The organism is Zhongshania aquimaris, from assembly GCF_019312595.1.
In the GTDB taxonomy this organism is placed as follows: domain Bacteria; phylum Pseudomonadota; class Gammaproteobacteria; order Pseudomonadales; family Spongiibacteraceae; genus Spongiibacter; species Spongiibacter aquimaris.
Genome location: NZ_JAHWDQ010000001.1, coordinates 969,243 through 993,877 on the forward strand (window position 1 = coordinate 969,243; position 24,635 = coordinate 993,877).

Sequence of the window (24,635 nt, forward strand, 5' to 3'; positions counted from 1 at the left end):
CGTCCCCTTTTTATTTATACACGATCGAAGTTGAAAATTATGAAAGCTATTATTTGCAAACACTACGCGCCAATCCAGGAACTTGTTTACCAAGACATACCCGATCCAATACCTGAGGCCAACGAAGTGGTGGTGGCGGTCAAAGCAGCCGGCGTTAACTTCCCCGATGCGCTAATCGTACAGGGCCTATATCAAGATAAGCCCGCACTGCCCTTTACCCCCGGCCTTGAATTCGCAGGCGAAATTCTAAGCTGCGGAAAGGATGTGACACGACTCACCGCCGGCACCCGAGTACTCGGTTTTAGCGCGGGCTACGGCGCCTATGCCGAGCAGGTGAAATGCCATGCGACCAGCGTTGTTGCCATCCCCGATGATATGCCCTTTGTCGACGCAGCCAATTTGGTCTGTGCTCACGGCACTGCTCAGCACGCACTCCGGCAACGCGCAAACATTCAGCCTGGTGAAACCCTGGTCGTACTCGGTGCAGCGGGTGGCACAGGCATCGCCGCGGTGCAGATTGGCAAAGCAATCGGCGCAAGAGTAATTGCCGTGTGCTCTAGCGCAGAAAAGCTGGAAATTGCCAAAGCCAATGGTGCTGATGAGCTGGTTAATTACAGCGAGCAAGATTTAAAAGCTGAATTGAAGCGCATCACCCAAGGCAAAGGTGTAGACGTCGTATTTGACCCAGTTGGCGGCGATGCCTTTAACATTTGTTCGCGCTGCATGGCACGCAATGGCCGCTTACTGGTGATCGGATTCGCCAGCGGCGAGATTCCCAAGCTGCCCGTTAATTTAACGCTAGTAAAAGAATATTCGCTTATCGGTGTATTTTGGGGAAGCTTTACCCAGCATGAACCCCAGGTCTTTGCCAACAATCTCAAAGAGTTATTTCAGTGGTATCGCAATCGGCAAATCAAGGTTATTACCGACGCCGAATTGCCCTTAGCCGAAGCCGTTGACGCTTTGCAAATGATGGTTGAACGCAAAGTGAAGGGCAAAGTGGTTCTGCTGCCCTAAGACTTAAAATACTGAATATCTAAACCAAATTTATACGTAATTGGAAAATCATAATGAGTACATCCCTATTCGATCTCAGCGGCAAAATAGCCCTAGTCACCGGCGCCAGTCGCGGTATTGGTGAAGCCATCGCAAAGTTACTAGCCAAACATGGTGCCCACGTCATTGTTTCAAGTCGAAAAATAGATGACTGTCAGTCGGTAGTTCAAGCTATCCGAGCGTCAGCTGGTAAAGCTGAGGCGATAGCCTGTCACGTAGGGTCAATGGAAGATATTGCCACGCTGTTTGAAACAATTAAAACGCGTCACGGTAAGCTCGACATTTTGGTCAACAATGCAGCAGCGAATCCCTACTACGGCAATATTCTCGACACTGACCTCAATGCCTTTAACAAAACCGTCGAGGTCAATATTCGCGGTTATTTCTTCATGACGATCGAGGCCTGCAAATTGATGCGCGAACAAGGCCGCGGAGCTATCGTTAACACCGCCTCAGTCAACGCGCTGCAACCGGCCGAACTGCAAGGCATCTACTCCATCAGCAAAGCCGCCGTGGTGAATATGACTAAATCCTTTGCCAAAGAGTGCGGACCACTGGGAATCCGCGTCAACGCCCTGTTGCCCGGTTTAACAAAAACTCGCTTTGCCGGCGCCCTGTTTCAACAGCAAGCATTAGTTGAACAAGTGGTTGGCGCGATCCCTCTGCGCCGTCACGCCGAACCCGAGGAGATGGCCGGAACCGTGCTGTATCTGGCGTCGGATGCCGCTAGTTACACCAATGGCGAATGTATTGTTGTGGATGGTGGTTTGACAATTTAGCCACGCGGATTCAAGCATTTCTTACAAATGGTGCACGGGAGTCAAACATGAACACTGAAGACTTTAACGACAAAGTTATTTTAATCACTGGCGCAGCTGGCGGCTTCGGTCGGCTGCTTGTGGAGCGCTTTGCCAATGCGGGCAGCAAGTTAGTGCTCTCGGACCAAATCCTTGAATCACTCGACGATTTTGCCGAACCCTTCCGAAATCGAGGTTGCGATATCGTCACGCAGCGCTGTGATGTATCTATAGAGGCGGATGTTCGCTCCCTCGTAGAAACCGCTGTGGCGCGCTACGGCAGACTAGATATCGCCATCAACAATGCGGGCATGTCGAGCCCGATGAAGTCGCTAATTGACACTGAAGAAGCCGACCTAGATATTAATTTTGCGGTTAACACCAAAGGCGTTTTTTTCGGATTGAAGTACCAAATTCGACAAATGCTAACTCAGTCTGAGGGCGGCACGATACTCAATGTCGCGTCCATGGCAGGCTTGGGTGGCGCGCCCAAATTAACGGCCTATTGCGCAGCTAAACATGCGGTGGTTGGGATTAGCAAAACTGCAGCGCTGGAATATGCAAAACACAATATACGGGTCAATGCGATCTGTCCGTATTTCAGCCCGACACCCTTAGTCACCGACGGCATGGATGAGTCTATGCAGGGTTTGCTAGCAAAAGGCTCGCCCATGAAGCGCCTAGGAGCACCAGACGAAATCGTCGCCGCCATGGTAATGATGGTGGCGCCGGAGAACAGCTATCTTAACGGACAAGCGATTGCCGTTGATGGCGGCGCCTCCGCTCGGTAAACACGTTTATAGACAGCTATCGCGATGGCGATGCGGGGTAACGATGGCGCCGGCCTCGCCGCCACAATCCATCACGACGCGGTTTCAAGACCAGCCTATATCGCGCTCTAATTGCGCGGCAAGACCGAACAGCGTCGCCTCGTCATTCATCCGACCAGTAAATTGCATCCCTATCGGCAAACCGTCACTGCTGTTGTGCAGGGGCACTGACATGCCCGGCAAGCCGGTGATGTTCCCCATGATGGTGAACGCCATTTTTGCGAGTACCGGTGTGGCCATCTGCTCAACTAATCCCGCGCTAAATAACCATTTACCCACATTAATTCGATGAGAAGCCAACATCAGTAGCTCTTCAATACGACTGTTAGGCAATACGCCGTGGGGCACTGCGGGCGTGGGCACGGTTGGGCAAAGCATGACATCGTGATGCTCCAGCAACCGTCCCATCGCAAGCTGAATGTCATGCCACCCTTTTTTGGCGGCTACCAAATCTGCCGCACTTAAAGAGCGCCCGATCATCGCCATATTTTTAGTTGCCGGCTCGAATTTTGCGACACAAGCTTTACCGTACAGTCGACTGTAGAGTGCGACCATCGCTGCCACCTCGCCACAGACCACCACAAAAAAGTCGCGCCAAAACCGGTCAATATGAATATCAGGCTCACACTCAATGACCTCATGACCGAGATCACGCAGCTGCTGCGCTGTTTTACTCAGCGCGGCGTCTACCTCGGGATCGAGTAAGGTATTTACCAGCGGTTTGCGACTCAGGGCAATTCGAAGCGGTTTTGGATCGCGGGTAGTCGCCGATAAGAACGTAGCGCTTGGCAGCGCAATATTATAGGGAGCGCCAATCTCGTGGCCGCTGCTACAATCCAACATTGCCGCGCTGTCTCTCACACTACGCGTCAACACATGCTCCGCAACGGCGCCCTGCCAATCCTCGCCTTGATCAGGGCCCAAGGGGTTACGGCCTCTGGAGGGCTTTAAACCGAACACGCCGCACCAAGAGGCGGGAAACCGGATGGAACCGCCGCCGTCACCACCGTGTGCCATCGGTACAATGCCAGCTGCCACCGCAGCCGCACTGCCACCCGACGAACCACCAGTGCTATAGCCCAACTTGCGGGGATTGTGGCTAGCCCCGTGGGCTTTTGGTTCGGTGGTGATTATGAGTCCAAATTCGGGGGTATTGGTTTTGGCGAATATATTCACACCACTGGCTTTGTAGCGACGCACTATCTCGCTGTCATAACCAGGCACTACCGCCACCCCCCGACTGCCCATGGTCATAGGTTCACCGGCAAACGCAGCCAGTAAGTCCTTTAGTACAAAAGGCACCCCGGTGAACGGCCCCTGGGGTAGGCCATCTTTAATATACTGGTAAGCTCGGTCATCGAAACGATGAATAATCGCGTTGATCGCAGGGTTAATCTCATTGGCGCGGGCAATGGCTGCATCGAGCAACTCCGCAGGTGTCACCTCACCAGCCTTGACTAAATTCGCCATACCCAGGGCATCGTATTCACCGTATTCTTTAAACATTCATTACTCCCCGTTTTATTCTTCTAATGCCCACCGGCATGCCCCGTTTGCCAAGAATAATTAAATAATCAAAATGCCTTTGGCCGAACAGACAAAATCGCGCTACAGTATTCAGTCTGGGTATACGGAAAAACAATCTCCCCAGAGCTAACATTCCTGTGTGGATGTTATACGCAAGACCTTTACTTCATAACAATACAAGGTTGTAGCTATGCCGCTATCTAATGACGTTCTTGACGAAATACGCGTACTCACCCAATTTAACCCCGCCTCCGCACTGGAAGGCATCAAGGTACATCATACCGCCGACGCAAGCACCATTGCGGCCACCCAGCGGCTTTTTGACAAAGACTTAATCACCCTGCCAGACGGTGGCTACCTCACTAATAGTGGTGTCGAAGTCATTCGCCATTTAGACAGCCTGATTACTGTCTTACAATGCAAAAAAGAAGCTGTTGCCGGCTGATTACTAGGAAATACTGGTCGGTAAATAGCTCGCCATCACCCTATTTCCGACCGGGATACTATTAATGACATGACGTGAATTACCCGTCCTTTTTCAGCTACACTCTCGTCTCGCCCAAAAATCAGAGCACCACATGGATCCCCTTACCCAAGGCTTACTTGGCGCGGTTGCTGTTCGCAACTCCCGCAATCGCAGCGCACAACGCGGCGTCGCCGTCGCACTCGGTTTTTTTGCGGGTATGGCCGCCGACCTAGACGTGCTTATTCGCTCGAGTAGTGACTCATTATTGTTTCTTGAATACCATCGCCAATTCACCCACTCGCTTACTTTTATTCCCTTGGGCGGCCTAATTTGCGGCTTGGTTTTGCACTATTTGATAGGGCGGCGAGGCCACCTCAGCTGGCCGCAAAGCGTTTTATTTTGCACACTGGGTTACGCCACCCATGCACTACTCGATGCCTGCACCACCTATGGTACCCAACTATTTTGGCCGTTTAGTAACGAGCGCGTAGCGTGGAACGTCATGTCGATTATCGACCCACTCTATACCTTGCCCATCGCCGGGTTGCTGTTGCTCAGCCTACGTAAACACTGGCAGTGGGCTGCGTCGGTAGCACTTTTTTGGGTCATTGCCTATCCATGCCTGGGTTGGTGGCAACGAGATCGCGCCGAAGCGCTTGGCTACCAACTGGCCTCCAGCCGCGGCCATCTCGTTCGCAGCTTGGAGGCAAAACCCTCCTTCGGCAACATCCTGCTCTGGAAAATTGTGTATCGCACTGACGATGCCTTTTACGTGGACGCAGTCCGCGTCGGCAGGACAACAAAGATTTTCCCCGGCGACAGCATCCCTGTGCTGACACTGAACTCAGACTTACCGTGGCTTATTTCAACAAGCCGCCAAGCCGCAGATATTGAGCGCTTTCGCTGGTTTTCTAAAGGCTATATCGCACTAGACCCAAACAACCCGTCGCGCATTATTGATATTCGCTATTCTCTCCTGCCCAATGAACTGGATGCACTTTGGAGTATCGAACTGTCACCAGATTCGCCAAATAGTCACGTGCAATTTCAAACACACCGTAGTGATGGCCAAGCGAAACTGCAGCAGTTCTGGCAAATGCTAAGCGAGTAACATCTCGCCAACACCCTGCGCAACAAACAATACGGATTTACTCATGGTTAAACTTTCAGTCCTCGACTTGTCACCCATCACCGCCGACGGCGATGCGGGCACATCACTCAATAACAGCCTGTCACTGGCGCAACACGCAGAAAAATGGGGTTTCAATCGCTACTGGCTAGCTGAGCATCACAATATGCAAGGTATCGCCAGCGCGGCGACGGCGGTGGTTATTGCTCATATTGCCGGTGGTACCAAAAGCATCCGCGTGGGCGCTGGCGGTATTATGCTACCCAACCACGCCCCGCTCATTATTGCTGAGCAATTTGGTACCTTAGAGGCGCTTTTCCCAAACCGCATTGACCTTGGGCTTGGCCGTGCACCGGGTACCGACCAAGCGACTGCCTACGCCATGCGCCGCAATCTCGACGCCGATGTCGATCAATTTCCGCAAGATGTCGTTGAGCTAATGGGCTATTTTGGCGAACCTCATCCAGATCAGAAAATTCATGCTGTGCCAGGATACGGCCTCAACATTCCCTTTTGGATTTTAGGTTCAAGTCTATTTGGCGCGCAGCTGGCAGCCTCTCTCGGCCTGCCATACGCCTTTGCCTCACATTTTGCGCCAGAGCAAATGCTGAACGCGATAGCCCTCTACCGCGAACGTTTCCGCCCCTCTGCGCAACTAGATAAGCCCTATGTCATGCTCGGCTACAATGTTTTCGCCGCCGACAGCGATGCCCAAGCACATTATCTAGCGAGCTCAATGCAACAGGCTTTTGTGAATTTACGACGCGGGCAACCGGGTAAATTACAGCCACCCACAGACAACTATCTAGAACAATTATCCGCCGGCGAGCAAATGCTAATCCGGCAAATTATGTCCTGCGCAGCCATTGGCACCGCAGATAAAGTACAAGCAGAGATGCAGAAATTTATCCAGCGAACCCAAGCTGACGAGTTGATGATTACCTCGCAGATATATTCCCACGAGGCGCGATTGCGGTCTTACGAAATTGCCGCGTCGCTAGAATTACTATGAGGCAGTCATAAACTACCTACATAGACAGCCGCCACTAATGGTTCAGACTGTCTATGTAATGTAAACAACGCTATTTGCCGTACTTCTCGTTTAATACCCGCACTTCGCGCTGCGGGAATGGAATTTGGAAACCGTGTTCGCGCATAGCCTCAAATATCATCAACAGCAAATCGCCACCGACACGGTTTTTACCATCGTCGATACCCATCATCCAAAACTCGACAAACATATTCACCCCGGAATCACCGAAGCTGTCTATTTCACAATCCGGCCGCTCTTCAAAAGGGATATCCTCACCACTAATGACCTGCTCATGCGAGGCGACGGTTTCCTTAATTATTTCTACTAGCTTGCGTATATCTGAGTCGTAAGCCACCGAAAAATCCACTCGGTAACGCTGCTTCTTATTCTTGTGCGTCCAGTTGGTAAAACTCTCGGTTACAAACTTCTCGTTTGGCACCATGATGTCTTTGCCATCATAGGTTTCCAGGGTGGTCGATCTGAGAGTCAGCTCGCGCACAATACCGGTGCGGCCATCCTCCAGTTCAATGTAGTCATCCAGGGAAATGGAGCGATCCAACAAAATAATAATGCCGGAAATAAAGTTAGACGCAATTGCTTGCAGACCAAAACCTAAACCGACCCCGAGAGCACCACCAAAGACCGCCAGCGCGGTTAGATTAATACCCATAACCTGCAGCAGGAGAAGAAAGATCACGACAAAAATCGCTACTTCAAGTAACTTTGCGGCAACCTCTTTGGTTCGGAAATCGAGCTTTTCTTGGCGCCGAATCATCTCCTGACCGGTACTATTTGAGACGCGCCCCAACCAAAACAACATGGAGCCAACCAACATCACCCGCATTACACCATAGGCTGAAATCTCAATATTACCGACGGCCACCTCAACCGATTCCAGCACGGCAATGATCGGCTCAAGAATATTTAGCAGGTGCAAAAATAACAGTGGCTGTCCTACCCAGCGAAAAACAAACGCAATAAAATCATTTTTGACGTAATCGCGAATTATTGACCTAAACACCAACATCATGGCGACAATTAGAGCCGTTCGCACCAGCCAGTATTCACCGAGCAAGCGCTCACTAATTTCAACTGCAAAGCTCAACACTAAAATGGTAAGTAAAGGGAAAATCATTACACCAAGTTTGCCAGTAAGCTTGCGCAGTGGCTTGAGGGGTGCATTTGCCGGCGCGTCAGCAAAAGACGGCACAAACTTGCGAATGTAAGTGGTAAAAAAATAGGTAATAGCAAAGACCACCAGCACCAGTGCTAGCTGAGCGTAGGTCTCCGATTGCAAAAGAACGGCAAATACGTGGTCAGAAAAATCTAAAAATGCCTGTTTGTAATTATCAAAATCCACACTATCTACTCTTGTTATTCGCTCTAATTGGGTAGATGTTCGTCACATCTACCCAGCCCCACTCACACACGCTTCTCGTCACAGGATTTCATTGTAGCCAGTGACGTCACTGCAAGCTAAATATCATGAAATACAATATCGTGGCCATAAGAATTATAAATACAACATAACCACGTGCCGTCAGCGGATCTATTGAACACATAGCATGCTTTGCGCTCAACGGCCGGATAGCTCGGTGCGGCAACTTCGGTCAGCGCCAACACAAGGCAAGTGTCCCCCGACTCAAGTAGCTGCATACCCTTTTGTCTTAGCTGTAATCCATTCTGAAAATACACCGCTATCTTCTTAAAAGCTGCTCGTATCGCTGCTTTACCAACAGCATTCCGCCCCGGTTCAACGACAAGTACCGCATTTTCTGAGTAAATATCGAGGAGCGTATCAAAATCCTCCTTCACTATTGCTTCATCTGCCCGCGCTATCTGCAATATAACTGGATGCTGCGCCAAAACCACTTCCTCACTACGGTAACTAAAGGCTTGCGGTGCTTTAAGTATCATCCAAGCACTAGCCAGGTGAATTATAGAATATCTGTAGGCCCTTATTGGAACTGAGAAGATGAATATGCAATTTGGGGCCAGCAATACTCCCCAGTCATTCCACAATAGACAGCTTCGCCTGAAAAAAGTGATGTATTTCTCGTTTTTACTACCACAGCCACTTAATGAGTACTAATACGAATACGGAAGTCAGCGTGACTACGACATAGTTCGATCACATCAGGGAAGAATAACCTAAAAACTAGTCTGCTGCTGACGTGACTTTAATCGAACAAGACATCGTTCTGCTTAGACGCCTCGTTCAGCAACACAGAATGCACTTAGCCTAGCGAACGAAAGCCATGAAAAGAATAGCGTGTATTAGCACGATCACGACCCAGCCCGATGAAGGGGACGCTTCTACTCAACTCATGGCGCTCTATAACTCAACTCGAGTTTACAACAGAGAAAATGATATCACCGGCGTATTCCTTGTGTCAGATAGCAGCTGTCTGCAAATTATGGAAGGAAATGCCGAGTCTTTGGCCAACGCCATTTACCGCATTGGGCGTGATCCTCGTATCAGTGACTTCAGTGTAGTAATGAATAGCAATGCCGACGCGGCGGAATTTGCCGGTTGGAAGATTCGTATCATAGGCGCCGGAACCGATGCGCATTTAGATTTCATCGCAAGACTCAAAGAAAGCCTGGCGGACAAGATCCAGGCAAAAAGCAGTACTGATAAAACGCGGCTAGAAAGGTTTTTTGGTCGACCTGAGTTACCTACTCCTACACCGACCACAATATTAGCCACACCAGCCCCCGCGCCAGCGAACATTAGCAGCACAAGCCAAAAAATATACGATGACTGCGTTGTATCCGTATCTGCGTGGCCGCGACCAACGCAAATGAGGATGACACCAGAACTTATCCGCCTTTGCTCCAACCTGACAAAAAGACCCGCACATTTCGAACGCATTTTAGCCCTGAAGCTGTGCTCATCTACTGAAAAATTAACTCATTACTTGTCAGTACTAGAGAGCTTGGGTCTATTAAAAACACATTCAAGCGTCGGAGTCCCAAACTTGAGGGTAGTTAGCAATCCATCGATAGCAGCCAATACGACGGAACAAGCAGTAAATAAAACCGCAGACCGATTTAGCCGAGTTCTCCGACGCTTTATCGCATCTGCTAAATCCTAGGGCTTCGCTAACTATGGATCAAATTTATAATAAATTAGCGATAGTGGGCGAAGTGGGCGCGGGTAAAACCCAGCTCATAAACACTATTAGTGAAATCTCTCCCTTCGCCACAGAAGCGAGGTCTTCTGTCGATATAGGCAAGGAATTCACGACCGTTGGTATTGATTATGGCCGCTTGAGTCTAGATGCCGATATCGCACTGGGACTTTTTGGATTACCCGGACAAAAGCGTTTTTCACTGCTTTGGGACATGGTCAACACTGCTTTGTGGGGGCTGGTCATCTTAGTCAAATACGGTGAAGGTATTAATATCGATGCCATCGACGATATTCTCAGCCATTTCCAGCCATTAAAAAATAACGTCCCAGTTGTAGTCGGAATCAGCCACTCCGAAAACGCCACGGCTGAGGAATTAGACGTACTGATGGAGTTTTTAGAACACGTTTTACAAGGGCACGGTTTATCTGCCCCGATCATGCCTGTTGATCCACGCGATGTTGAGTCTTCTCTCATGCTTCTGCAAATGATCGATGCAATCAGCAACACGGAAGAGCCCGAAGGAGCACAACTACATGTCGGATAATAAAAAATTGAGTGAGCAGCTAATTGGCTTATTCAATGAATATTCGAGCAACAATGACGCGATAGAGATTATCTCACTGGCAACCACAGACGGATTTCCCGTTCATCACTTTTCACGCCTGAGCGAAGGATTTGATGTCGAAACTATGGCCGCAGCGGCAAGCACCCTGTACTCCGTAAGCAATGCCGTGACCAAACAGATTCTGTCGAAAAGCTTCAAAATCACCTTCATTGAATCAGAGCAGGGCAATGTCGCCTTTGTTGCGCTGCAATTGAATGACAAGGACTTTGTACTGTCCATGTCGGCTAAAGGCGCCATGAATATCGCTAGTTTACGCTTACTAATAAACCGCTTAGCAGTTGAAATTGGCGATCTCGATTTAGCCAATGTTGCTTAGCCAGCAGAACACTCTGGCGCCGGAATCGACACACCCATGCTAAGGCAAAATAAGAAAGTCAAAGGGTCCAAATCGTTAGAATTTAATTTGCCAAAACAAAACAGATTTAACCAGGAGAGTAAAAACTATGAGTAATTTAAACGACGCCGTAAAAAGCATGATGGAAATCGACGGCGCAATGGGTTGTGCAGTTGTGGATTACACTTCAGGAATGCTATTAGCTTCGGCTGGCTCTGGGGTTGACCTTGAAATGGCTGCAGCTGGTAACAGTGAAGTGGTCAAGGCAAAAATGAAAACCATGAAATCACTGGGCATTACCGGAAAGATCGAAGATATTTTGATCACACTGGACACACAGCTTCATATCATCCGTCCAAGCGCGAGCAATGAAGGCCTATTTATCTATCTCGTACTCGATAAAAAGAACTCAAATCTCGCCCTAGCCCGCCGTAAAACTGCGGACATTGAAGGCGACCTAAAGCGCGTTTAAAAGATGTGAACTAGGATTCAAATGCGCGTCACGGCATTTGAATCTGTATAGCCCAATGTAAAAACGCCCTCACAAAGAGGGCGTTTTTATTTCAAGCGAAGTCATTTCAAAAAATAATACGCAGCCCGAGGGACTGCGCGAATATTATTTAATAAATAACATCTCCGAATACTTAGGCAGCGGCCACAGATCATCAGCAACCAATGTTTCCAAAGTATCAGCGTGGCCACGCACTTCAACCATCAGGCTACGCAGAGTGCTTGCAGCGTACTGCATATGCGCTTCGGTAGAATCAAAGTCATGCGCGTCTAACGCTGCGCTTAATGTCGCTACTGCCGCCATCATCGCATTCGCTTCGCCGGCAACCGCTGACGCAACACTGCTATCAAGGGTGATGTTCAAGGCAGCCATAGACGACGCAGTGCTCGCAATTTGCGACAAGTACTCAACAGCCGCTGGGTAGATCATGGTCGTTGCCATATCAACTACCAGCTTGGCTTCTACTTCAATGGACAGCAAGTACTGCTCTGAATACACCTCGAAGCGGCTCGCCAGCTCAACTGGCGTTAATACGCCAGTGCTAGAGAACAATTTAACAACCGCTTCGTCGCGGAAGGCAGGTAGTGCATCAGCTGACGTCGGCAGGTTTTTCAGACCACGTTCTTCAACAGCAATACGGTGCCATTCGCTCGAATAACCGTCGCCGCCGAAAATCACGTTACTGTGACCTTCCATCAACTCTTTCAATACTTTGATAGCCGCTACTGGTTTGCTAGTACCGGTCGCCAATTCTGCTTCCAGCTTGTCGGCAATCCAGTTTAAGGAGTCAGCCAACATGGTATTCATCGCAACCAATGGACCAGAAACCGAGGCAGATGAACCCACCGCGCGGAATTCAAAACGGTTGCCAGTGAATGCGAATGGCGAAGTGCGGTTACGGTCGCCTGGATCACGCTCAAATTTCAGTATTTGGCTTAGACCTAAATCCATAAAGCCGCCCACTTCAGACTTCAACAATTTGCCTTCCTTGATGTCGTTAAATACGCGCTCTAACTGGTCACCAAGGTAAACAGACAGGATGGCAGGTGGGGCTTCATTGGCACCTAAACGGTGGTCATTTGAGGCGGAAGCGATAACCGCGCGCAATAATGGGCCAAAAAGGTGCACGCCACGAATTACCGCACCACAAAAGAGCAAGAAGTTAATGTTGTCGTGTGGGGTGCTGCCAGGGTCAAGCAAGTTACCCTGAGTCGCGTTACCAACCGACCAATTCACGTGTTTTCCCGACCCATTAACGCCTGCAAACGGTTTTTCGTGTAATAAACATACAAAACCATGTCGCTTAGCCGTTAGCTTTAACAGTGTCATTAGAAGTTGCTGGTGGTCAGACGCGATATTCGCTGCCTCATAATAGGGCGCGATTTCAAACTGACCTGGTGCGACTTCGTTGTGGTGAGTTTTAGCCGGAATACCTAAACGGTACAACTTATCCTCTAAATCCTGCATGAACACTTGCACACGCTCTGGAATAGCAGCGAAGTAATGATCGTCAAACTGCTGGCCCTTCGCTGGCGAAGAACCGAATAGTGTGCGGCCCGCCAACAGTAAATCTGGACGGCTATTGGCGAAATTCGAATCGATCAGGAAGTATTCTTGCTCAGCGCCACAGCTAGAATTCAGCGCCGCAACGTCAGTTTCACCCATTAGAGACAATACGCGCTGGCCAGCTTTATTCATTGCCGAATTTGAGCGCAATAGCGGGATTTTCTTATCCAAGGCTTCGCCGGTCCAGCTCATGAAAACGCTTGGAATCATCAGCGTCGAACCATTGTCGGTGTGCATAATATAAGCTGGGCTGGTTGGATCCCACGCGGTGTAACCACGCGCCGCATTGGTCATGCGCAGGCTGCCGTTGGGGAAAGAAGAGCCATCAGGCTCGCCTTTAATCAGCAAACTGCCAGTAAATTCTGTGATTTGGTTGCCATCGGAATTAGTGATAATAAAACCGTCATGCTTTTCAGCGGTGGCATTGGTCATTGGGTAGAAAATGTGTGAGAAGAACTTAGCGCCTTTGCTCAGTGCCCAATCTTTCATGGCAGCAGCGACTACATCGGCAGTCGCCGCATCGAGTGGCGCACCGGTTTGCACGGTGGTTTTCAATGCCTTAAATGCGTTTTTAGACAGTGCTTCTTCCATCTTTGACAGATTGAAAACATCACTTGCCCAGATTTTACTGAGAGGCTCAGGCATCGTAACGTCAATTGGCTTACGATTAACTATCTGGGAAACAGCTTGAACACGCGCTTGATTGCGACTCATTAAGGAGACCTCGCCTTATAAGAAATTAGCTAATGGGTATCACTTGAGCTTACTGAGGGGATCAGGAACTGAAATGACTGCCAGAACACTAGCAAAATCTGCACCAGTCTGACGCAAAACACCAGATCTAATAAATTATTTTTGCGCCACACAAGGCCATGGGCAAAAAACCGCTCAAATGAACCCAGCGCCGGCATCGAAGACAATGGCGGCGCTGCCACACTTGGGATTAGGCGGTATACTGCGCGCCCGACGCATCCGCATGCAGTTCATTTAATAGACGGTGAAACCAAACCTGTGGCGAACAACCCCAATACATACGATGTGATCATTCTCGGTGCGGGCGCCTCCGGCTTGATGTGTGCACTGACCGCCGCGCAGCGCGGGCGCCGAGTTTTAGTTCTCGAGAAGGCGAATAAGGTCGGCAAAAAAATTCTGATGTCGGGCGGTGGCCGCTGCAACTTCACCAATCATTTTGTCGAGGCCGACAACTTCATTTCCGACAATCTCCACTTCTGCAAGGCCGCCCTAAGTCGCTACACCCAGTGGGATTTCATCGGCATGGTAGAGCGCCATCAAATCCCCTACGAAGAGCGCCGGCACAGTCAATTATTTTGCCTGAACTCGGCCAAAGACATCCTCAATATGCTATTGGATGAATGCGCCAACGCCGGCGTTGAGATACGCTGCCACACTGATCTCATTTCCGTTGCGGCAAGCGACGCCAGCAGCCAATCGTCACTGCGCTATCAACTTTCAGTCAATCAACAAGACTCACTTTTAGAGCTACATTGCCAATCTTTTGTGGTGGCCTCAGGCGCGCTATCTATACCCACACTAGGCGGCAGCGGCATGGGCTACGATATCGCCAAGCAGTTCGGCTTAACGCTTACCAAACGCCACGCCGGTTTAGTCCCCTTTATGTTCAGCGACGGCATGAAACAGTTCTGCGAGAAACTTTCCGGACTGGCGCTGGAAGTCGACATGTCGGCCAACAAAACCAGCTTTACTGAAAACATCTTATTTACCCACCGCGGAATCTCGGGACCAGCCGCCCTACAGGTCTCAAATTACTGGAACCCCGGTGACGCTATTACCATCAATTTACTGCCAAAAATAAGCGCTAGCGACTGGCTGCTAGAGGCCAAACACAGTCAGTCTAAGAGCCTGTTGCGAACCGTACTTCACCACAATTTAGCAAAGAGTCTCGTGGCAGAGCTGCAATTTCTTTGGTGGCAGGAATTGGCTGAAAAACCGCTGGGGGAATACTCAGATAAACAGCTAATCAGCATCGCCGAGCGGCTAAATAACTGGGTATTAAAGCCCTCGGGAACCGAGGGCTATCGAACCGCAGAAGTTACTCGCGGTGGGATCGACACCGCCGACATCAGCTCCAAAACCATGGAAGCCAAGAACCAGCCCGGCTTGTATTTTATTGGCGAGGTGCTCGATGTGACAGGTTGGCTGGGTGGTTTTAATTTCCAGTGGGCATGGTCGTCTGGGTATAGCGCTGGACTGGTAGCCTAAACCTACAAGCCAGCTATCTCGTCATCTACTCACTCGGCGACAGCGTATACACCGTTTAGCTAAAAAGCAGTGATGCCCCATGCAGTCAACAAGCATTGTTATTGGCGCCAGTGGCGCCCTCGCCTCCGCCTGCATAAATGCCATTGAAGCATTGGATGATGGCAGCCAAATCATTGCCATAAGTCGACGCAAATTATCCAGCACTGCGCACGCTGACGTACGCTATTGGCAATGCGATAACTCAGAGCTGGGCATTGAAGAATGCGTAAACGACCTGAAAGAAATCGACGGGCATATTGATCGCGTTATCATTTGCAACGGCCGCTTGCACGATGACGGAATCAAACCCGAAAAGCGCCTTGAGGATATTAAGGCCGACGCCCTCTTCAGCATTATGCAAAGCAATGCGTTAACGCCGCTGCTTTGGATAAAGGCATTAACACCACTTCTCAAATCATCGCAGCCCTGTGTGATGGCGGTATTCAGTGCTCGCATTGGTAGCATTAGCGACAACCATCTCGGCGGCTGGTATAGCTACCGTATGTCGAAGGCAGCTTTGAATATGGGGATTCGCACTGCCGCCATCGAATATGGCCGCCGCGCAAAAAATGTCCGTCTTATGGCTTTTCATCCGGGCACCACAGATTCACCACTGTCACGACCTTTTCAGACCTCTGTGCCTGAGGGAAAACTATTCTCCCCCGCCTTTGTGGCAGAGAGCTTAATCACCCTAATGCAGAACACCGCGTCATCGCTTGACCATTCTGCCGCAGAAGCGACTTTTATCGACTGGGAGCACAAAACGATTCCGTGGTAGAATCTCGCGCTTTCCAGTACACCGCGACCCCCGCCAATGCTCAGACTCAACGACTTGAAATTGCCGCTCAACCACGATGAAACGGCACTCCGCAAATCCATTTTAGCCAGACTGGCTATTCAGGACGATGAACTCAAGACAGTAAGCATTTTTAAGCGCAGCTACGACGCCCGTAAAAAAGGAGATATCCAGTTAATCTATCAATTGGATATTAGCCTCGACGCCAAACGCGAAGCCGAATTGCTGGCGCGCTTCGAAGGCAAATCATTCCTTAGCCCCAGCCCGGATACCGATTATAAATTCTTAGCCCATGCGCAGAGCGACTTCCCTAACGAGCAGCAACAACGCCCTGTCATTATCGGCTTTGGCCCCTGCGGTATTTTGGCGGCCTTGGTACTCGCCCAAATGGGACTCAAGCCGATTGTCTTAGAGCGCGGGCAAGATGTAAGGCAACGCACCAAAGACACTTGGGGATTGTGGCGCGAACGCAAACTCAATACCGAATCGAATGTGCAATACGGCGAAGGCGGCGCGGGCACCTTCTCCGACGGCAAACTCTACAGCCAAGTGAAGGATCGTCGTTTTCTCGGCCGCAAAGTCATGACTGAGTTTGTGAAGGCCGGTGCGCCCGAAGAAATACTGATGGTCAGCAAACCGCATATCGGCACGTTTAAGCTGGTAAAAATGGTGGAGAACATCCGCGCCGAAATTACCCGTCTCGGTGGCGAAATACGCTTTAACACCAAGGTCGATGTGATTCACCGCGAGCAGAGCAGCGACGCGCAAGGCCAAATCACTGGCCTCACCCTGAGCAATGGCCAGCACCTGCAAACTCACCATGTCGTTCTGGCGATTGGCCACAGTGCGCGCGACACCTTTGAAATGCTGCTAAACCAAGGTGTGTATATCGAGCCAAAGCCGTTTTCCATCGGCTTTAGAATTGAACATCCCCAATCCGTCATCGACAAAGCGCGGTTTGGTGAACAAGCTGGTCACCCTATTTTGGGCGCCGCCGACTACAAGCTTGTGCATCACTGCAAGAATGGTCGCAGCGTTTACAGCTTTTGTATGTGTCCGGGCGGCACCGTGGTTGCGGCCACGTCTGAGGAGGGCCGCGTCGTTACCAATGGCATGTCGCAGTATTCCCGCAATGAGCGCAATGCCAACGCCGCCGTAGTAGTGGGAATCGAACCGGATAAGGACTACCCAGAGCATGTATTGGCGGGTATCGATTTGCAGCGCTCGCTAGAAACCCTGGCCTATCAACTCGGCGGCGAAAACTACAATGCGCCGGCGCAGTTAGTCGGTGACTATTTACGCAACACGCCATCAACCGCCCTCGCCAGCGTCACACCGTCTTACAAACCGGGAGTATCGCTGGGTGATCTATCCAAAGCGCTTCCCGATTTCGCCAATGAGGCGATCCGCGAAGCCATCCCCGCCTTCGACAAACAAATCAAAGGCTTCGCTATGAACGACGCCATTCTCACCGGCATTGAAACCCGTACCTCGTCGCCTATTTGCATCAAACGCGGCAGGGACTATCAAAATTTAAATACCCGCGGACTCTATCCAGCGGGCGAAGGCGCAGGGTATGCGGGTGGTATTTTGTCGGCGGGGATAGACGGAATCAAAGTGGCGGAAGCGCTAGCCATAGACTTGCTGAAACTAGATATCGCGATACCGGATGGCCGCTAAAGCCATCACCGTATTGTTGCGCAAAGTTGGGGACAACAAAGCAATAGGCACTACACTAAAACTATCGGCATAGTGCCTTTTCTAACAAGACCTAATTAAAAACTGTAACGAAAACCTAATTCATAAGAACTAAGGTCAAGTTCGTCATAGTCCCGAACGCGGAAGCTGCCGCCGAGATGTTCGTTGTAGGAATAGATCGTCTCAAAAATAAAGGTGGTGTCGCTGCCCACAATCAGATCGTGCTCACCCGCTTCCAAAGTAAGCCGCCACTGGGCGTTGAGATCATGGCGAATTCCGACGCGATACTCTCTTGCCGTTTCATCGGGCTTTTTGTTGTTAGAACCTAGCTCGTGGCGATCAGCCGTTACTAATAAAGAGGTATTAGGGGAAATGAAGTAATGCGCCCCGATACCGTAGGTCAGCCAGCCGTCTTGCTGATAACCTTTAGGTAAATGCGTGTCGCCGTTGTTATACCGTGCATGGGCATGCACATACTTTAGAAAATCGATGCTCGCTAAAAAGGTCGCATTGGTTTCTTCACTGAAAGGCCCCCAATCGGTACTTTGGTAGGCAACGGCGGCTTCCAGGTAACGATATTGATTGGCATTATCCGCATCTGCTTGGGCATTAATCGTCGCAGTTGCGAGAACAGAACTTACTAGTAAGGTGGCGATATTTGATTTCATAAGTGGCTTTAGTCTGCGAAAAGAGGGGCTCAGTGTAAGGTATCATCAAGAAAAGTAGAAGTTGCAAAACTCTAGCACCTGACAATTAGCCCAAGACCAAGCCATCAGCCCCAACGCGTATAATCAAACAATAAGCCCAAGCTCCGCGGCCACGAATAGCATAGAATACACACAGGCAACCCAACTCCAACTCAACACAAGCAAATAGAGGTTATTGCATGGCATCTCTGCAAGAGCAGCTTCTTAAAGCCGGCATGGTCGACAAAAAAAAGGCCAAGCAACTCAATCAAGAAAAACGCAAGCAGGTAAAACAGGCCAAGGGTACGGGCCAAGTACTTGTTGATGAAGGCAAGGAAGCAGCCAAGCGCGCGCTTGCCGACAAAGCCGAGCGCGATCGCGAGCTTAATCGCCAGCGCCAGGCCGAAGCCGACAAAAAGGCCATTCAAGCGCAGATTATTCAGCTAATAACACTGAATAAAATTGACCGCAAAAATGGCGAGATCGCCTATCAATTTACCGATGGCAAGAAAATTAAAAAACTCTACGTCGACGCTCTATTACAGGCCCAGTTAATCAAGGGCGTAATCGCCCTCGTCAAACTGAAAGACGGTTACGAGCTAGTGCCAGCCATCATTGCCGACAAAATCAAACAACGCGACGACAGTGCCGTACTCGTTCACAACACCCAATCTGCCAGCGACATCGTGGCTGAAGATGACCCTTACGCAGCGTATCAAATTCCCGACGACTTAATGTGGTAACCCGCTATCTTACACACTGACACCCAAAAACCCGCAGATGCCGCCCTGCACATTCTGCAAAGCATTTACGGTTACGACGCCTTTCGCAACCAGCAAGCAGAGATCGTAAATCACGTGATAGGCGGCGGCGACGCCCTCGTGCTAATGCCTACCGGTGGGGGTAAATCGCTTTGCTTCCAGGTACCGGCTCTCGTCCGAAGCGGAACCGCCATTGTCGTTTCACCCTTGATCGCGCTGATGCAAGACCAAGTCATGGCGCTGCGCCAGAACGGTATAAAAGCGGCGTTTTTAAACTCCAGCCAAAGTGGTATCGAAGTTAACGGCGTAGAATCTGCGCTTATGAATGGCGAACTAGACCTGCTCTACGTCGCACCAGAACGCCTGATGATGCCGCGCATGCTCGACCTGCTGAGTCGAGCGCCCCTCGCTTTATTTGCCATCGACGAAGCGCATTGCGTATCACAGTGGGGCCACGACTTTCGGCCGGAATACATCAAGCTTTCTATTCTGCACGAACGTTTCCCCGACATTCCCCGCATCGCACTGACCGCCACCGCAGACGGGCCGACACAGCGGGAAATTATCGAGCGGCTTTCACTGCAGCAAGCCCGTGTTTTTAACGACGGCTTCGACCGACCCAATATTCGCTACCGTATCAGTGAAAACCAGGGTAATGCCCGCGAACAATTACTGCGCTTTATTCTGAACGAACACGAAGGCGAAGCGGGCATTGTCTACTGCCTGTCGCGCAAACGGGTAGACGAAGTCGCGCAGTGGCTTAGCGGCAAAGGGTTGACCGCGCTACCCTACCACGCAGGCCTCGGCAACGACGTGCGCCAACAACATCAAGAGCGGTTTCTGCGCGAAGACGGGGTGATAATCGTTGCGACAATCGCCTTTGGCATGGGTATCGACAAACCCGATGTGCGCTTCGTGGCGCACTTAAACTTACCGAAAAGCATCGAAGCCTATTATCAGGAAACGGGTCGCGCAGGTCGCGACGGTTTAGCTGCCGATGCGTGGATGGCCTACGGCCTCCAAGACGTTATTACCCTGCGGCAAATGCAGGGCAACTCCACCGCTGAAGAAGGCCGCAAACGCCTGGAGCAACACAAGCTCGATGCCATGCTCGGCCTCTGTGAACTCACCACCTGTCGCCGCCAAGCGCTGCTGCGCTACTTCGATGACAATTTAGATCGGCCCTGCGGTAACTGCGACAACTGTCTCACACCGCCGGAAACGTGGGACGCCACCCTCGCCGCCCAAAAAGCGCTGTCGTGTGTATATCGAACCGGTCAGCGTTTTGGCGTAAGTTATTTAGTCGACGTTTTGCTGGGCAAAGAGCACGAGCGTATTAGCCAATTTGGTCACGACAAAATTTCGACTTACGGCATTGGCAGCGAACTAAACGCCACCGAATGGCGCACCCTGTATCGACAAATAATTGCCCGAGGATTACTCAAGGTAGACGTAGAAGGTTATGGCAGCGTACAGCTCACCGATAGCGCCAGACCCGTTCTAAAAGGTGACGAACAACTGACCTTACGGAAAATGGTCAAGCTCAGCAAAAAAAGCAAAGAGCGCAAAAATCGCTCGTTCTCTGGCGCGGAGAGCAACACCTTGTGGGACGCCCTGCGCGAACACCGCAAGGCACTGGCCAGCGAACAGGGCATTCCCGCGTATATGATTTTCCACGACGCCACCATCGCCGAAATGACCGAGCGCCAACCCCAAACGCTTGAGCAGCTAGGCCGCATATCCGGTATTGGCGAGAAAAAATTAGACAACTATGGACAAGGATTTTTAGACGTCATTCTGGCCAATGCGGGAAATAGCGGCGACCAAAACGATGATGTTAACGACACTGCGGCTAATAGCATCATGCTGTTAAAACAGGGCAACACAGCGGAAGATATCGCTAGCCAACGCAAGCTGTCTATCAACACCATCTATAGCCACCTTTGCCAGGGTATCAGCAATGGCGAACTCGTACTTAGCGATGTAATCACCCTCGACGACACGCAAATAAAGGAAATACTATTTGCCTTTGAATTGAGCGAAGACGGCAAAATGAAAACCGTGTTTGAATCCCTAGATGGCGAGTACGATTACACTATTTTGAAATGTGTGAAGGCGTCGTTAAATAGCTAATAAAGTTTAAAAAGGCTCATAAGGTCGCACCAAATCACAATACTGATTCAAATATTTTTATAACCTAGATTAAGGTTGCCAACTGCTTCAAGAGCTCTCAACGCTCCGCTAGCTCCGCAACCAACGCCGGCACCACTGCACTCGCCAGTCCGTAACGATGCTCAGCAAATGCCGACTCCACGGCGGACGGCTCCAGGTTTATTTCCATAGTATGCGCGCCAGACAGCGCCGCTTGCCGCACAAAACCCGCAGCGGGATAAACATTGCCAGAGGTGCCAATGGCAATGAATAAGTCGCAGGCGTCGAGTGCATCGCAGATCTCGTCCATTTGCAGCGGCATTTCGCCAAACCACACCACATGGGGTCGAAGTGCACCGCGCATGCCGCAGCATTGGCAGCGGTCATCGACTTTGATATTAGTGTGAATGGGGTATATTTTGTCGGTATACGCACAGCGCATTTTGAGCAATTCGCCGTGCATATGAATAATATTTTGGGAGCCAGCTCGCTCGTGAAGATTGTCGATATTCTGGGTTACCAGCAGCAAACTGGCCCCATAAATTTGCTCTAATTCCGCCAAGGCGATATGTGCCGCATTGGGCTTTACCGCATCGCTTATCAACTGCGCGCGCCGACCATTGTAGAAGTGCTGCACCAGCTCCGGATCAGCAGCGAACCCTTCAGGGGTTGCCACATCTTCAACGCGATGTTCTTCCCACAAGCCATCTTCAGCTCGAAAGGTTTTAATACCAGACTCTGCGGAAATACCTGCGCCGGTTAATACAACGATGCGTCTGTAAGCCATAATATTTTACTTATAGATGCTTAAAACCACGGACGCTGACCAATAACATAGGTCTGTTCAAAATCTTCGTCTGACTTGGTGATATATAAAATAAACTCAATAAACGCGATAATGCCAATGGCAATAGAGGGAAGCCCGAGAAGGATAAAACCAAATAAAAATGTCAGCAACATAATGACGCCTTGCTTGTTGTAACCAAGGTAAAATTTATGAACACCAAAGGCGCCGAAGAAAAACGCCAGTAACGCAGCAGCGACTTTTTTAGACGAGGCGGGCACAATACTTTTATCCATATACAGCTGTTTAGCCGTGTCACCCTCAGCAACAAAATCCACGGCCAATCCGGCGCCCGCGAAACCTTCGCCTTTCCATTCGGCAGCGCCAAAGTTATAACGCTTGCCGTCTTCGCCAGCAATGACACCCTGCGATGTTGTCGCGTTGAAATCGAGAATTTTGCCTTTCATAAAGTACTTTCCTTAGCGTGAGATAAATTACGTTTAAGCATAGCGCGGCCGCTTTTCGATAACCACACCAAAAGTTGAGCACGCCAATCTACGACTAGCTCGCTATAATTCCTTTTGCCAAAACAGGGCCTGCCCCAGCTCAGGATCAAGTTCGTAGGCGGCAAAACCGCAGCGCCGGTAAACAGCCTGCGCAACCGTATTACCCTGCAGGACTTCGAGGGTTACTTTACAACAACCCCGCTGCCTGGCTAACTTTTCTACCTCAGACATTAAGCGCTGGGCCAAACCCTGGCCACGGTAGGCCGGCAATACAATCACATCGTGAATATTTAGCAAGGGCTTGCACTTAAAGCTTGAGAATCCTTGCAATACCGTTGCCAGTGCCGCCGGCTTTTCACCATCGAAAATCAAAATCGTTTCGGCATTTGCGACGTCCGCCAAGGCGTCACATAGGCCAGACAAAACCTTATCTGGCAACGCTTCACCACCACCCATTGGATCTAAGGCATAGTGGGACATCAGCAACTCTATCGCAGCGCGATCCCGCGGTTGTTTGTAGTCTGCAAGACTGACTAGCATCAGCGCGCACCATCCACTGACTTTTTTCCAGCTTTTTTCAGGCCTTCATCAATCACCCTTAAAACTCCCTATTTTCAGCACCCGGCCCCAGTGGCTGGCCGTAACTAAATTCGACAAAATTACCATCGGGATCTCGCAAACCGCAGTAGTAGCCAACCGGGTAATCTTCCTCACGGGTTTCCCACACCAAAATGCCGTCGGCGCGAGCGCGATCCGCGATGCTATCGACAGCATCACTACTGGCGACGGCAAAACCCAAATGCGAGAAGTCGCTATCGCTTTGCGCCCTACCCGGCCCACCGGGCAACAGCACTAAAATAAACTCTTTTTCTCTACCGTGCTCGGCCATCCAAATGACTTTGCCATTGTGGTGCGGTCGTTCGTGGACAATATTCATCTCAGCGTAGCGATGATAAAAATCGACACAAGCCGCTAGATCCTGCACGTGCATGGCGATATGAGTCAGCGATGTAGGCATGATACTCCTTACTCCATCCGGGAATTAACTGCCTGTGACAATAACAAGCCGTGCCGGTAAGGTCGAATATCTTCACGTGTAAGCCCACCCTCATCAGGGTACTTGCTGTGCCAAATGGCGCGTGGTGTCGCCATCATGCCTTGCCGGCTGCGGACGAAAAGCTCGTCGTGAAAGGTCAACCGCCATCTCTGCAATACCGCGCTCATGGCGGGCTGGCTCGAGCCGATGCGGTCGGCGGCGGCCACTGGTTTCACACGCTCGTCGGATGACCTGGAAACCACTATTCTATTTGCAACAACTCTTTAAAATTGGTCATCGCCCACACCATTTTTCAGGCACAAATGACGGCAAAGGTGAAATCTCCGTTACCCAAACCTTTGTTGAGTACTCCCTGTTCTGGTTTATCTGCCTATACCTTGGCTTAACCGAAATATTTCTTTTTGGCACCGCGTTCAAAGGCTTATGGGCTGCCCACAACCACGTGAACTGGAATTACGATCTGTTTTTTTTGAATCACCGCTGGGTTTGGGTGCGCAAAACCATATATGGGCTGTGCCATGTACTGACGTTCCCAACCCAACATCACCACCATCACGCCCGCGGCAAAAACTCGGCAAAAAACATGTGCAATCTACTGTCGATCTACGACTGGCTGGTATCTGGCACACTGGCAATAGAATCCAGCCGACCGAATCAATATGGCTGGAAGCAGTCACCGCAGGAAGAGCACAATATATAGCACCGCTATTTCGCCATCGACATGCAAAAACTTGGCTAAATCTTTAGTTGCATCGCGACGCGTCACAACATGGCCTGCCGCGCCAGTTCACGAGCACTAAGTGCGATAGTTCACGAAAGCGTAAAGTTTAATGCTGCCGCCCTTAATATTTGCACTGAAAACATTATACTGCCCCTCAATAAACGGATTACCTTCAACGAAGTGA

General features: G+C 50.3%; 26 protein-coding genes. 16 read left to right on the forward strand and 10 right to left on the reverse strand.

What is annotated here, in order from left to right; translation table 11 throughout:
• The first annotated feature begins 39 nt into the window (after positions 1–39).
• From KXJ70_RS04405 to KXJ70_RS04415, 3 genes are read left to right on the forward strand one after another with little or no spacing between them, the layout of a single operon-like run.
• On the forward strand, positions 40–1,017 hold the full coding sequence (locus tag KXJ70_RS04405; protein WP_219042230.1) for an NADPH:quinone oxidoreductase family protein: 978 nt from the start codon (positions 40–42) through the stop codon (positions 1,015–1,017).
• A gap of 53 nt (positions 1,018–1,070) precedes the next feature.
• Positions 1,071–1,835, forward strand: a complete 765-nt coding sequence (locus KXJ70_RS04410) for an SDR family oxidoreductase (protein ID WP_219042231.1) — start codon at positions 1,071–1,073, stop codon at positions 1,833–1,835.
• 47 nt (positions 1,836–1,882) lie between these two features.
• Entirely contained in the window at positions 1,883–2,644 is a 762-nt protein-coding gene (locus KXJ70_RS04415; protein ID WP_219042232.1) for an SDR family NAD(P)-dependent oxidoreductase, read from the forward strand.
• An 84-nt stretch (positions 2,645–2,728) separates the two neighbouring features.
• Here KXJ70_RS04415 and KXJ70_RS04420 read toward each other — a convergent pair whose 3' ends face one another.
• Positions 2,729–4,189 (reverse strand): amidase, encoded by a 1,461-nt coding sequence (locus KXJ70_RS04420; protein ID WP_219042233.1) that lies wholly within the window; start codon positions 4,187–4,189, stop codon positions 2,729–2,731.
• Positions 4,190–4,400: 211 nt separating this feature from the next.
• Here KXJ70_RS04420 and KXJ70_RS04425 point away from each other — a divergent pair, with 211 nt between their 5' ends.
• The 3 genes from KXJ70_RS04425 to KXJ70_RS04435 all read left to right on the forward strand — a co-directional run bounded on the left by KXJ70_RS04425 (position 4,401) and on the right by KXJ70_RS04435 (position 6,817).
• Positions 4,401–4,655, forward strand: coding sequence for a TIGR02647 family protein (locus KXJ70_RS04425; RefSeq protein ID WP_219042234.1), 255 nt, complete (start codon positions 4,401–4,403; stop codon positions 4,653–4,655).
• A 133-nt stretch (positions 4,656–4,788) separates the two neighbouring features.
• A complete protein-coding gene (locus tag KXJ70_RS04430; protein ID WP_219042235.1) occupies positions 4,789–5,787 on the forward strand; it encodes a metal-dependent hydrolase in 999 nt (332 codons plus the stop codon).
• Between the two features lie 43 nt (positions 5,788–5,830).
• Positions 5,831–6,817 carry an LLM class flavin-dependent oxidoreductase gene (locus KXJ70_RS04435; protein ID WP_219042236.1) on the forward strand — a complete coding sequence of 329 codons (987 nt, stop codon included), beginning with the start codon at positions 5,831–5,833 and terminating at the stop codon, positions 6,815–6,817.
• 70 nt (positions 6,818–6,887) lie between these two features.
• Here KXJ70_RS04435 and KXJ70_RS04440 read toward each other — a convergent pair whose 3' ends face one another.
• Positions 6,888–8,198: a mechanosensitive ion channel family protein gene (locus tag KXJ70_RS04440; protein WP_369409744.1), complete on the reverse strand. Its 1,311-nt coding sequence runs from the start codon at positions 8,196–8,198 to the stop codon at positions 6,888–6,890.
• A 116-nt stretch (positions 8,199–8,314) separates the two neighbouring features.
• Positions 8,315–8,755, reverse strand: a complete 441-nt coding sequence (locus tag KXJ70_RS04445; RefSeq protein WP_219042237.1) for a YybH family protein — start codon at positions 8,753–8,755, stop codon at positions 8,315–8,317.
• 341 nt (positions 8,756–9,096) lie between these two features.
• On the opposite strand from KXJ70_RS04445, the gene KXJ70_RS04450 reads away from it, so the two are divergent.
• The 4 genes from KXJ70_RS04450 (at position 9,097) to KXJ70_RS04465 (ending at position 11,406) form a co-directional block, all read left to right on the forward strand.
• Positions 9,097–9,936, forward strand: a complete 840-nt coding sequence (locus tag KXJ70_RS04450) for a BLUF domain-containing protein (protein WP_219042238.1) — start codon at positions 9,097–9,099, stop codon at positions 9,934–9,936.
• 13 nt (positions 9,937–9,949) lie between these two features.
• On the forward strand, positions 9,950–10,519 hold the full coding sequence (locus KXJ70_RS04455) for a GTP-binding protein (RefSeq protein WP_219042239.1): 570 nt from the start codon (positions 9,950–9,952) through the stop codon (positions 10,517–10,519).
• Positions 10,509–10,916 (forward strand): roadblock/LC7 domain-containing protein, encoded by a 408-nt coding sequence (locus KXJ70_RS04460; protein ID WP_219042240.1) that lies wholly within the window; start codon positions 10,509–10,511, stop codon positions 10,914–10,916. The genes KXJ70_RS04455 and KXJ70_RS04460 overlap by 11 nt, the downstream gene beginning before the upstream one ends.
• Before the next feature lie 127 nt (positions 10,917–11,043).
• A complete protein-coding gene (locus KXJ70_RS04465; RefSeq protein WP_219042241.1) occupies positions 11,044–11,406 on the forward strand; it encodes a hypothetical protein in 363 nt (120 codons plus the stop codon).
• 144 nt (positions 11,407–11,550) lie between these two features.
• Here the strand turns inward: KXJ70_RS04465 and KXJ70_RS04470 are convergent, their stop codons facing one another.
• Complete coding sequence (locus tag KXJ70_RS04470; RefSeq protein WP_219042242.1) at positions 11,551–13,725, reverse strand: glutamine synthetase III family protein; 2,175 nt, start codon at positions 13,723–13,725, stop codon at positions 11,551–11,553.
• Positions 13,726–14,082: 357 nt separating this feature from the next.
• Between KXJ70_RS04470 and KXJ70_RS04475 the strand changes: the two genes are divergently transcribed.
• The 3 genes from KXJ70_RS04475 to KXJ70_RS04485 all read left to right on the forward strand — a co-directional run bounded on the left by KXJ70_RS04475 (position 14,083) and on the right by KXJ70_RS04485 (position 17,767).
• Positions 14,083–15,252: a BaiN/RdsA family NAD(P)/FAD-dependent oxidoreductase gene (locus tag KXJ70_RS04475; RefSeq protein WP_219043080.1), complete on the forward strand. Its 1,170-nt coding sequence runs from the start codon at positions 14,083–14,085 to the stop codon at positions 15,250–15,252.
• Between the two features lie 79 nt (positions 15,253–15,331).
• The gene (locus KXJ70_RS04480) at positions 15,332–16,069 is read left to right on the forward strand and encodes an SDR family oxidoreductase (RefSeq protein WP_219042243.1); all 738 of its coding nucleotides are present in this window, start codon (positions 15,332–15,334) and stop codon (positions 16,067–16,069) included.
• 36 nt (positions 16,070–16,105) lie between these two features.
• Entirely contained in the window at positions 16,106–17,767 is a 1,662-nt protein-coding gene (locus KXJ70_RS04485; RefSeq protein ID WP_219042244.1) for an NAD(P)/FAD-dependent oxidoreductase, read from the forward strand.
• A gap of 95 nt (positions 17,768–17,862) precedes the next feature.
• On the opposite strand, the gene KXJ70_RS04490 is transcribed toward KXJ70_RS04485, so the two are convergent.
• A complete protein-coding gene (locus tag KXJ70_RS04490) occupies positions 17,863–18,453 on the reverse strand; it encodes a hypothetical protein (protein WP_219042245.1) in 591 nt (196 codons plus the stop codon).
• 218 nt (positions 18,454–18,671) lie between these two features.
• Here KXJ70_RS04490 and KXJ70_RS04495 point away from each other — a divergent pair, with 218 nt between their 5' ends.
• Together KXJ70_RS04495 and recQ are read left to right on the forward strand one after the other, a co-directional pair.
• Complete coding sequence (locus tag KXJ70_RS04495) at positions 18,672–19,214, forward strand: DUF2058 domain-containing protein (RefSeq protein WP_219042246.1); 543 nt, start codon at positions 18,672–18,674, stop codon at positions 19,212–19,214.
• A gap of 6 nt (positions 19,215–19,220) precedes the next feature.
• Positions 19,221–21,365, forward strand: coding sequence for a DNA helicase RecQ (gene recQ / locus KXJ70_RS04500; protein WP_219043081.1), 2,145 nt, complete (start codon positions 19,221–19,223; stop codon positions 21,363–21,365).
• A 97-nt stretch (positions 21,366–21,462) separates the two neighbouring features.
• Here recQ and cobB read toward each other — a convergent pair whose 3' ends face one another.
• The 5 genes from cobB to KXJ70_RS04525 form a co-directional block, all read right to left on the reverse strand.
• Positions 21,463–22,170 (reverse strand): Sir2 family NAD+-dependent deacetylase, encoded by a 708-nt coding sequence (gene cobB, locus KXJ70_RS04505; protein ID WP_219042247.1) that lies wholly within the window; start codon positions 22,168–22,170, stop codon positions 21,463–21,465.
• Between the two features lie 20 nt (positions 22,171–22,190).
• Positions 22,191–22,634: a TM2 domain-containing protein gene (locus KXJ70_RS04510; protein ID WP_219042248.1), complete on the reverse strand. Its 444-nt coding sequence runs from the start codon at positions 22,632–22,634 to the stop codon at positions 22,191–22,193.
• A gap of 102 nt (positions 22,635–22,736) precedes the next feature.
• Entirely contained in the window at positions 22,737–23,213 is a 477-nt protein-coding gene (locus KXJ70_RS04515) for a GNAT family N-acetyltransferase (protein ID WP_219042249.1), read from the reverse strand.
• Between the two features lie 58 nt (positions 23,214–23,271).
• Positions 23,272–23,691: a VOC family protein gene (locus KXJ70_RS04520; RefSeq protein ID WP_219042250.1), complete on the reverse strand. Its 420-nt coding sequence runs from the start codon at positions 23,689–23,691 to the stop codon at positions 23,272–23,274.
• Positions 23,692–23,699: 8 nt separating this feature from the next.
• Entirely contained in the window at positions 23,700–23,972 is a 273-nt protein-coding gene (locus KXJ70_RS04525) for a LysR family transcriptional regulator (RefSeq protein ID WP_219042251.1), read from the reverse strand.
• A gap of 8 nt (positions 23,973–23,980) precedes the next feature.
• Here KXJ70_RS04525 and KXJ70_RS04530 point away from each other — a divergent pair, with 8 nt between their 5' ends.
• Positions 23,981–24,430, forward strand: a complete 450-nt coding sequence (locus KXJ70_RS04530) for a sterol desaturase family protein (RefSeq protein WP_219042252.1) — start codon at positions 23,981–23,983, stop codon at positions 24,428–24,430.
• Positions 24,431–24,635 lie beyond the last annotated feature (205 nt).

Coding starts and splice junctions, on each gene's coding strand:
- KXJ70_RS04405 (WP_219042230.1), top strand. CDS start 40: ATGAAAGCTATTATTTGCAAACACTACGCGCCAATCCAGGAACTTGTT.
- KXJ70_RS04410 (WP_219042231.1), top strand. CDS start 1,071: ATGAGTACATCCCTATTCGATCTCAGCGGCAAAATAGCCCTAGTCACC.
- KXJ70_RS04415 (WP_219042232.1), top strand. CDS start 1,883: ATGAACACTGAAGACTTTAACGACAAAGTTATTTTAATCACTGGCGCA.
- KXJ70_RS04420 (WP_219042233.1), bottom strand. CDS start 4,189: ATGTTTAAAGAATACGGTGAATACGATGCCCTGGGTATGGCGAATTTA.
- KXJ70_RS04425 (WP_219042234.1), top strand. CDS start 4,401: ATGCCGCTATCTAATGACGTTCTTGACGAAATACGCGTACTCACCCAA.
- KXJ70_RS04430 (WP_219042235.1), top strand. CDS start 4,789: ATGGATCCCCTTACCCAAGGCTTACTTGGCGCGGTTGCTGTTCGCAAC.
- KXJ70_RS04435 (WP_219042236.1), top strand. CDS start 5,831: ATGGTTAAACTTTCAGTCCTCGACTTGTCACCCATCACCGCCGACGGC.
- KXJ70_RS04445 (WP_219042237.1), bottom strand. CDS start 8,755: ATGATACTTAAAGCACCGCAAGCCTTTAGTTACCGTAGTGAGGAAGTG.
- KXJ70_RS04450 (WP_219042238.1), top strand. CDS start 9,097: ATGAAAAGAATAGCGTGTATTAGCACGATCACGACCCAGCCCGATGAA.
- KXJ70_RS04455 (WP_219042239.1), top strand. CDS start 9,950: ATGGATCAAATTTATAATAAATTAGCGATAGTGGGCGAAGTGGGCGCG.
- KXJ70_RS04460 (WP_219042240.1), top strand. CDS start 10,509: ATGTCGGATAATAAAAAATTGAGTGAGCAGCTAATTGGCTTATTCAAT.
- KXJ70_RS04465 (WP_219042241.1), top strand. CDS start 11,044: ATGAGTAATTTAAACGACGCCGTAAAAAGCATGATGGAAATCGACGGC.
- KXJ70_RS04470 (WP_219042242.1), bottom strand. CDS start 13,725: ATGAGTCGCAATCAAGCGCGTGTTCAAGCTGTTTCCCAGATAGTTAAT.
- KXJ70_RS04475 (WP_219043080.1), top strand. CDS start 14,083: ATGTGTGCACTGACCGCCGCGCAGCGCGGGCGCCGAGTTTTAGTTCTC.
- KXJ70_RS04480 (WP_219042243.1), top strand. CDS start 15,332: ATGCAGTCAACAAGCATTGTTATTGGCGCCAGTGGCGCCCTCGCCTCC.
- KXJ70_RS04485 (WP_219042244.1), top strand. CDS start 16,106: ATGCTCAGACTCAACGACTTGAAATTGCCGCTCAACCACGATGAAACG.
- KXJ70_RS04490 (WP_219042245.1), bottom strand. CDS start 18,453: ATGAAATCAAATATCGCCACCTTACTAGTAAGTTCTGTTCTCGCAACT.
- KXJ70_RS04495 (WP_219042246.1), top strand. CDS start 18,672: ATGGCATCTCTGCAAGAGCAGCTTCTTAAAGCCGGCATGGTCGACAAA.
- cobB (WP_219042247.1), bottom strand. CDS start 22,170: ATGGCTTACAGACGCATCGTTGTATTAACCGGCGCAGGTATTTCCGCA.
- KXJ70_RS04510 (WP_219042248.1), bottom strand. CDS start 22,634: ATGAAAGGCAAAATTCTCGATTTCAACGCGACAACATCGCAGGGTGTC.
- KXJ70_RS04515 (WP_219042249.1), bottom strand. CDS start 23,213: ATGCTAGTCAGTCTTGCAGACTACAAACAACCGCGGGATCGCGCTGCG.
- KXJ70_RS04520 (WP_219042250.1), bottom strand. CDS start 23,691: ATGCCTACATCGCTGACTCATATCGCCATGCACGTGCAGGATCTAGCG.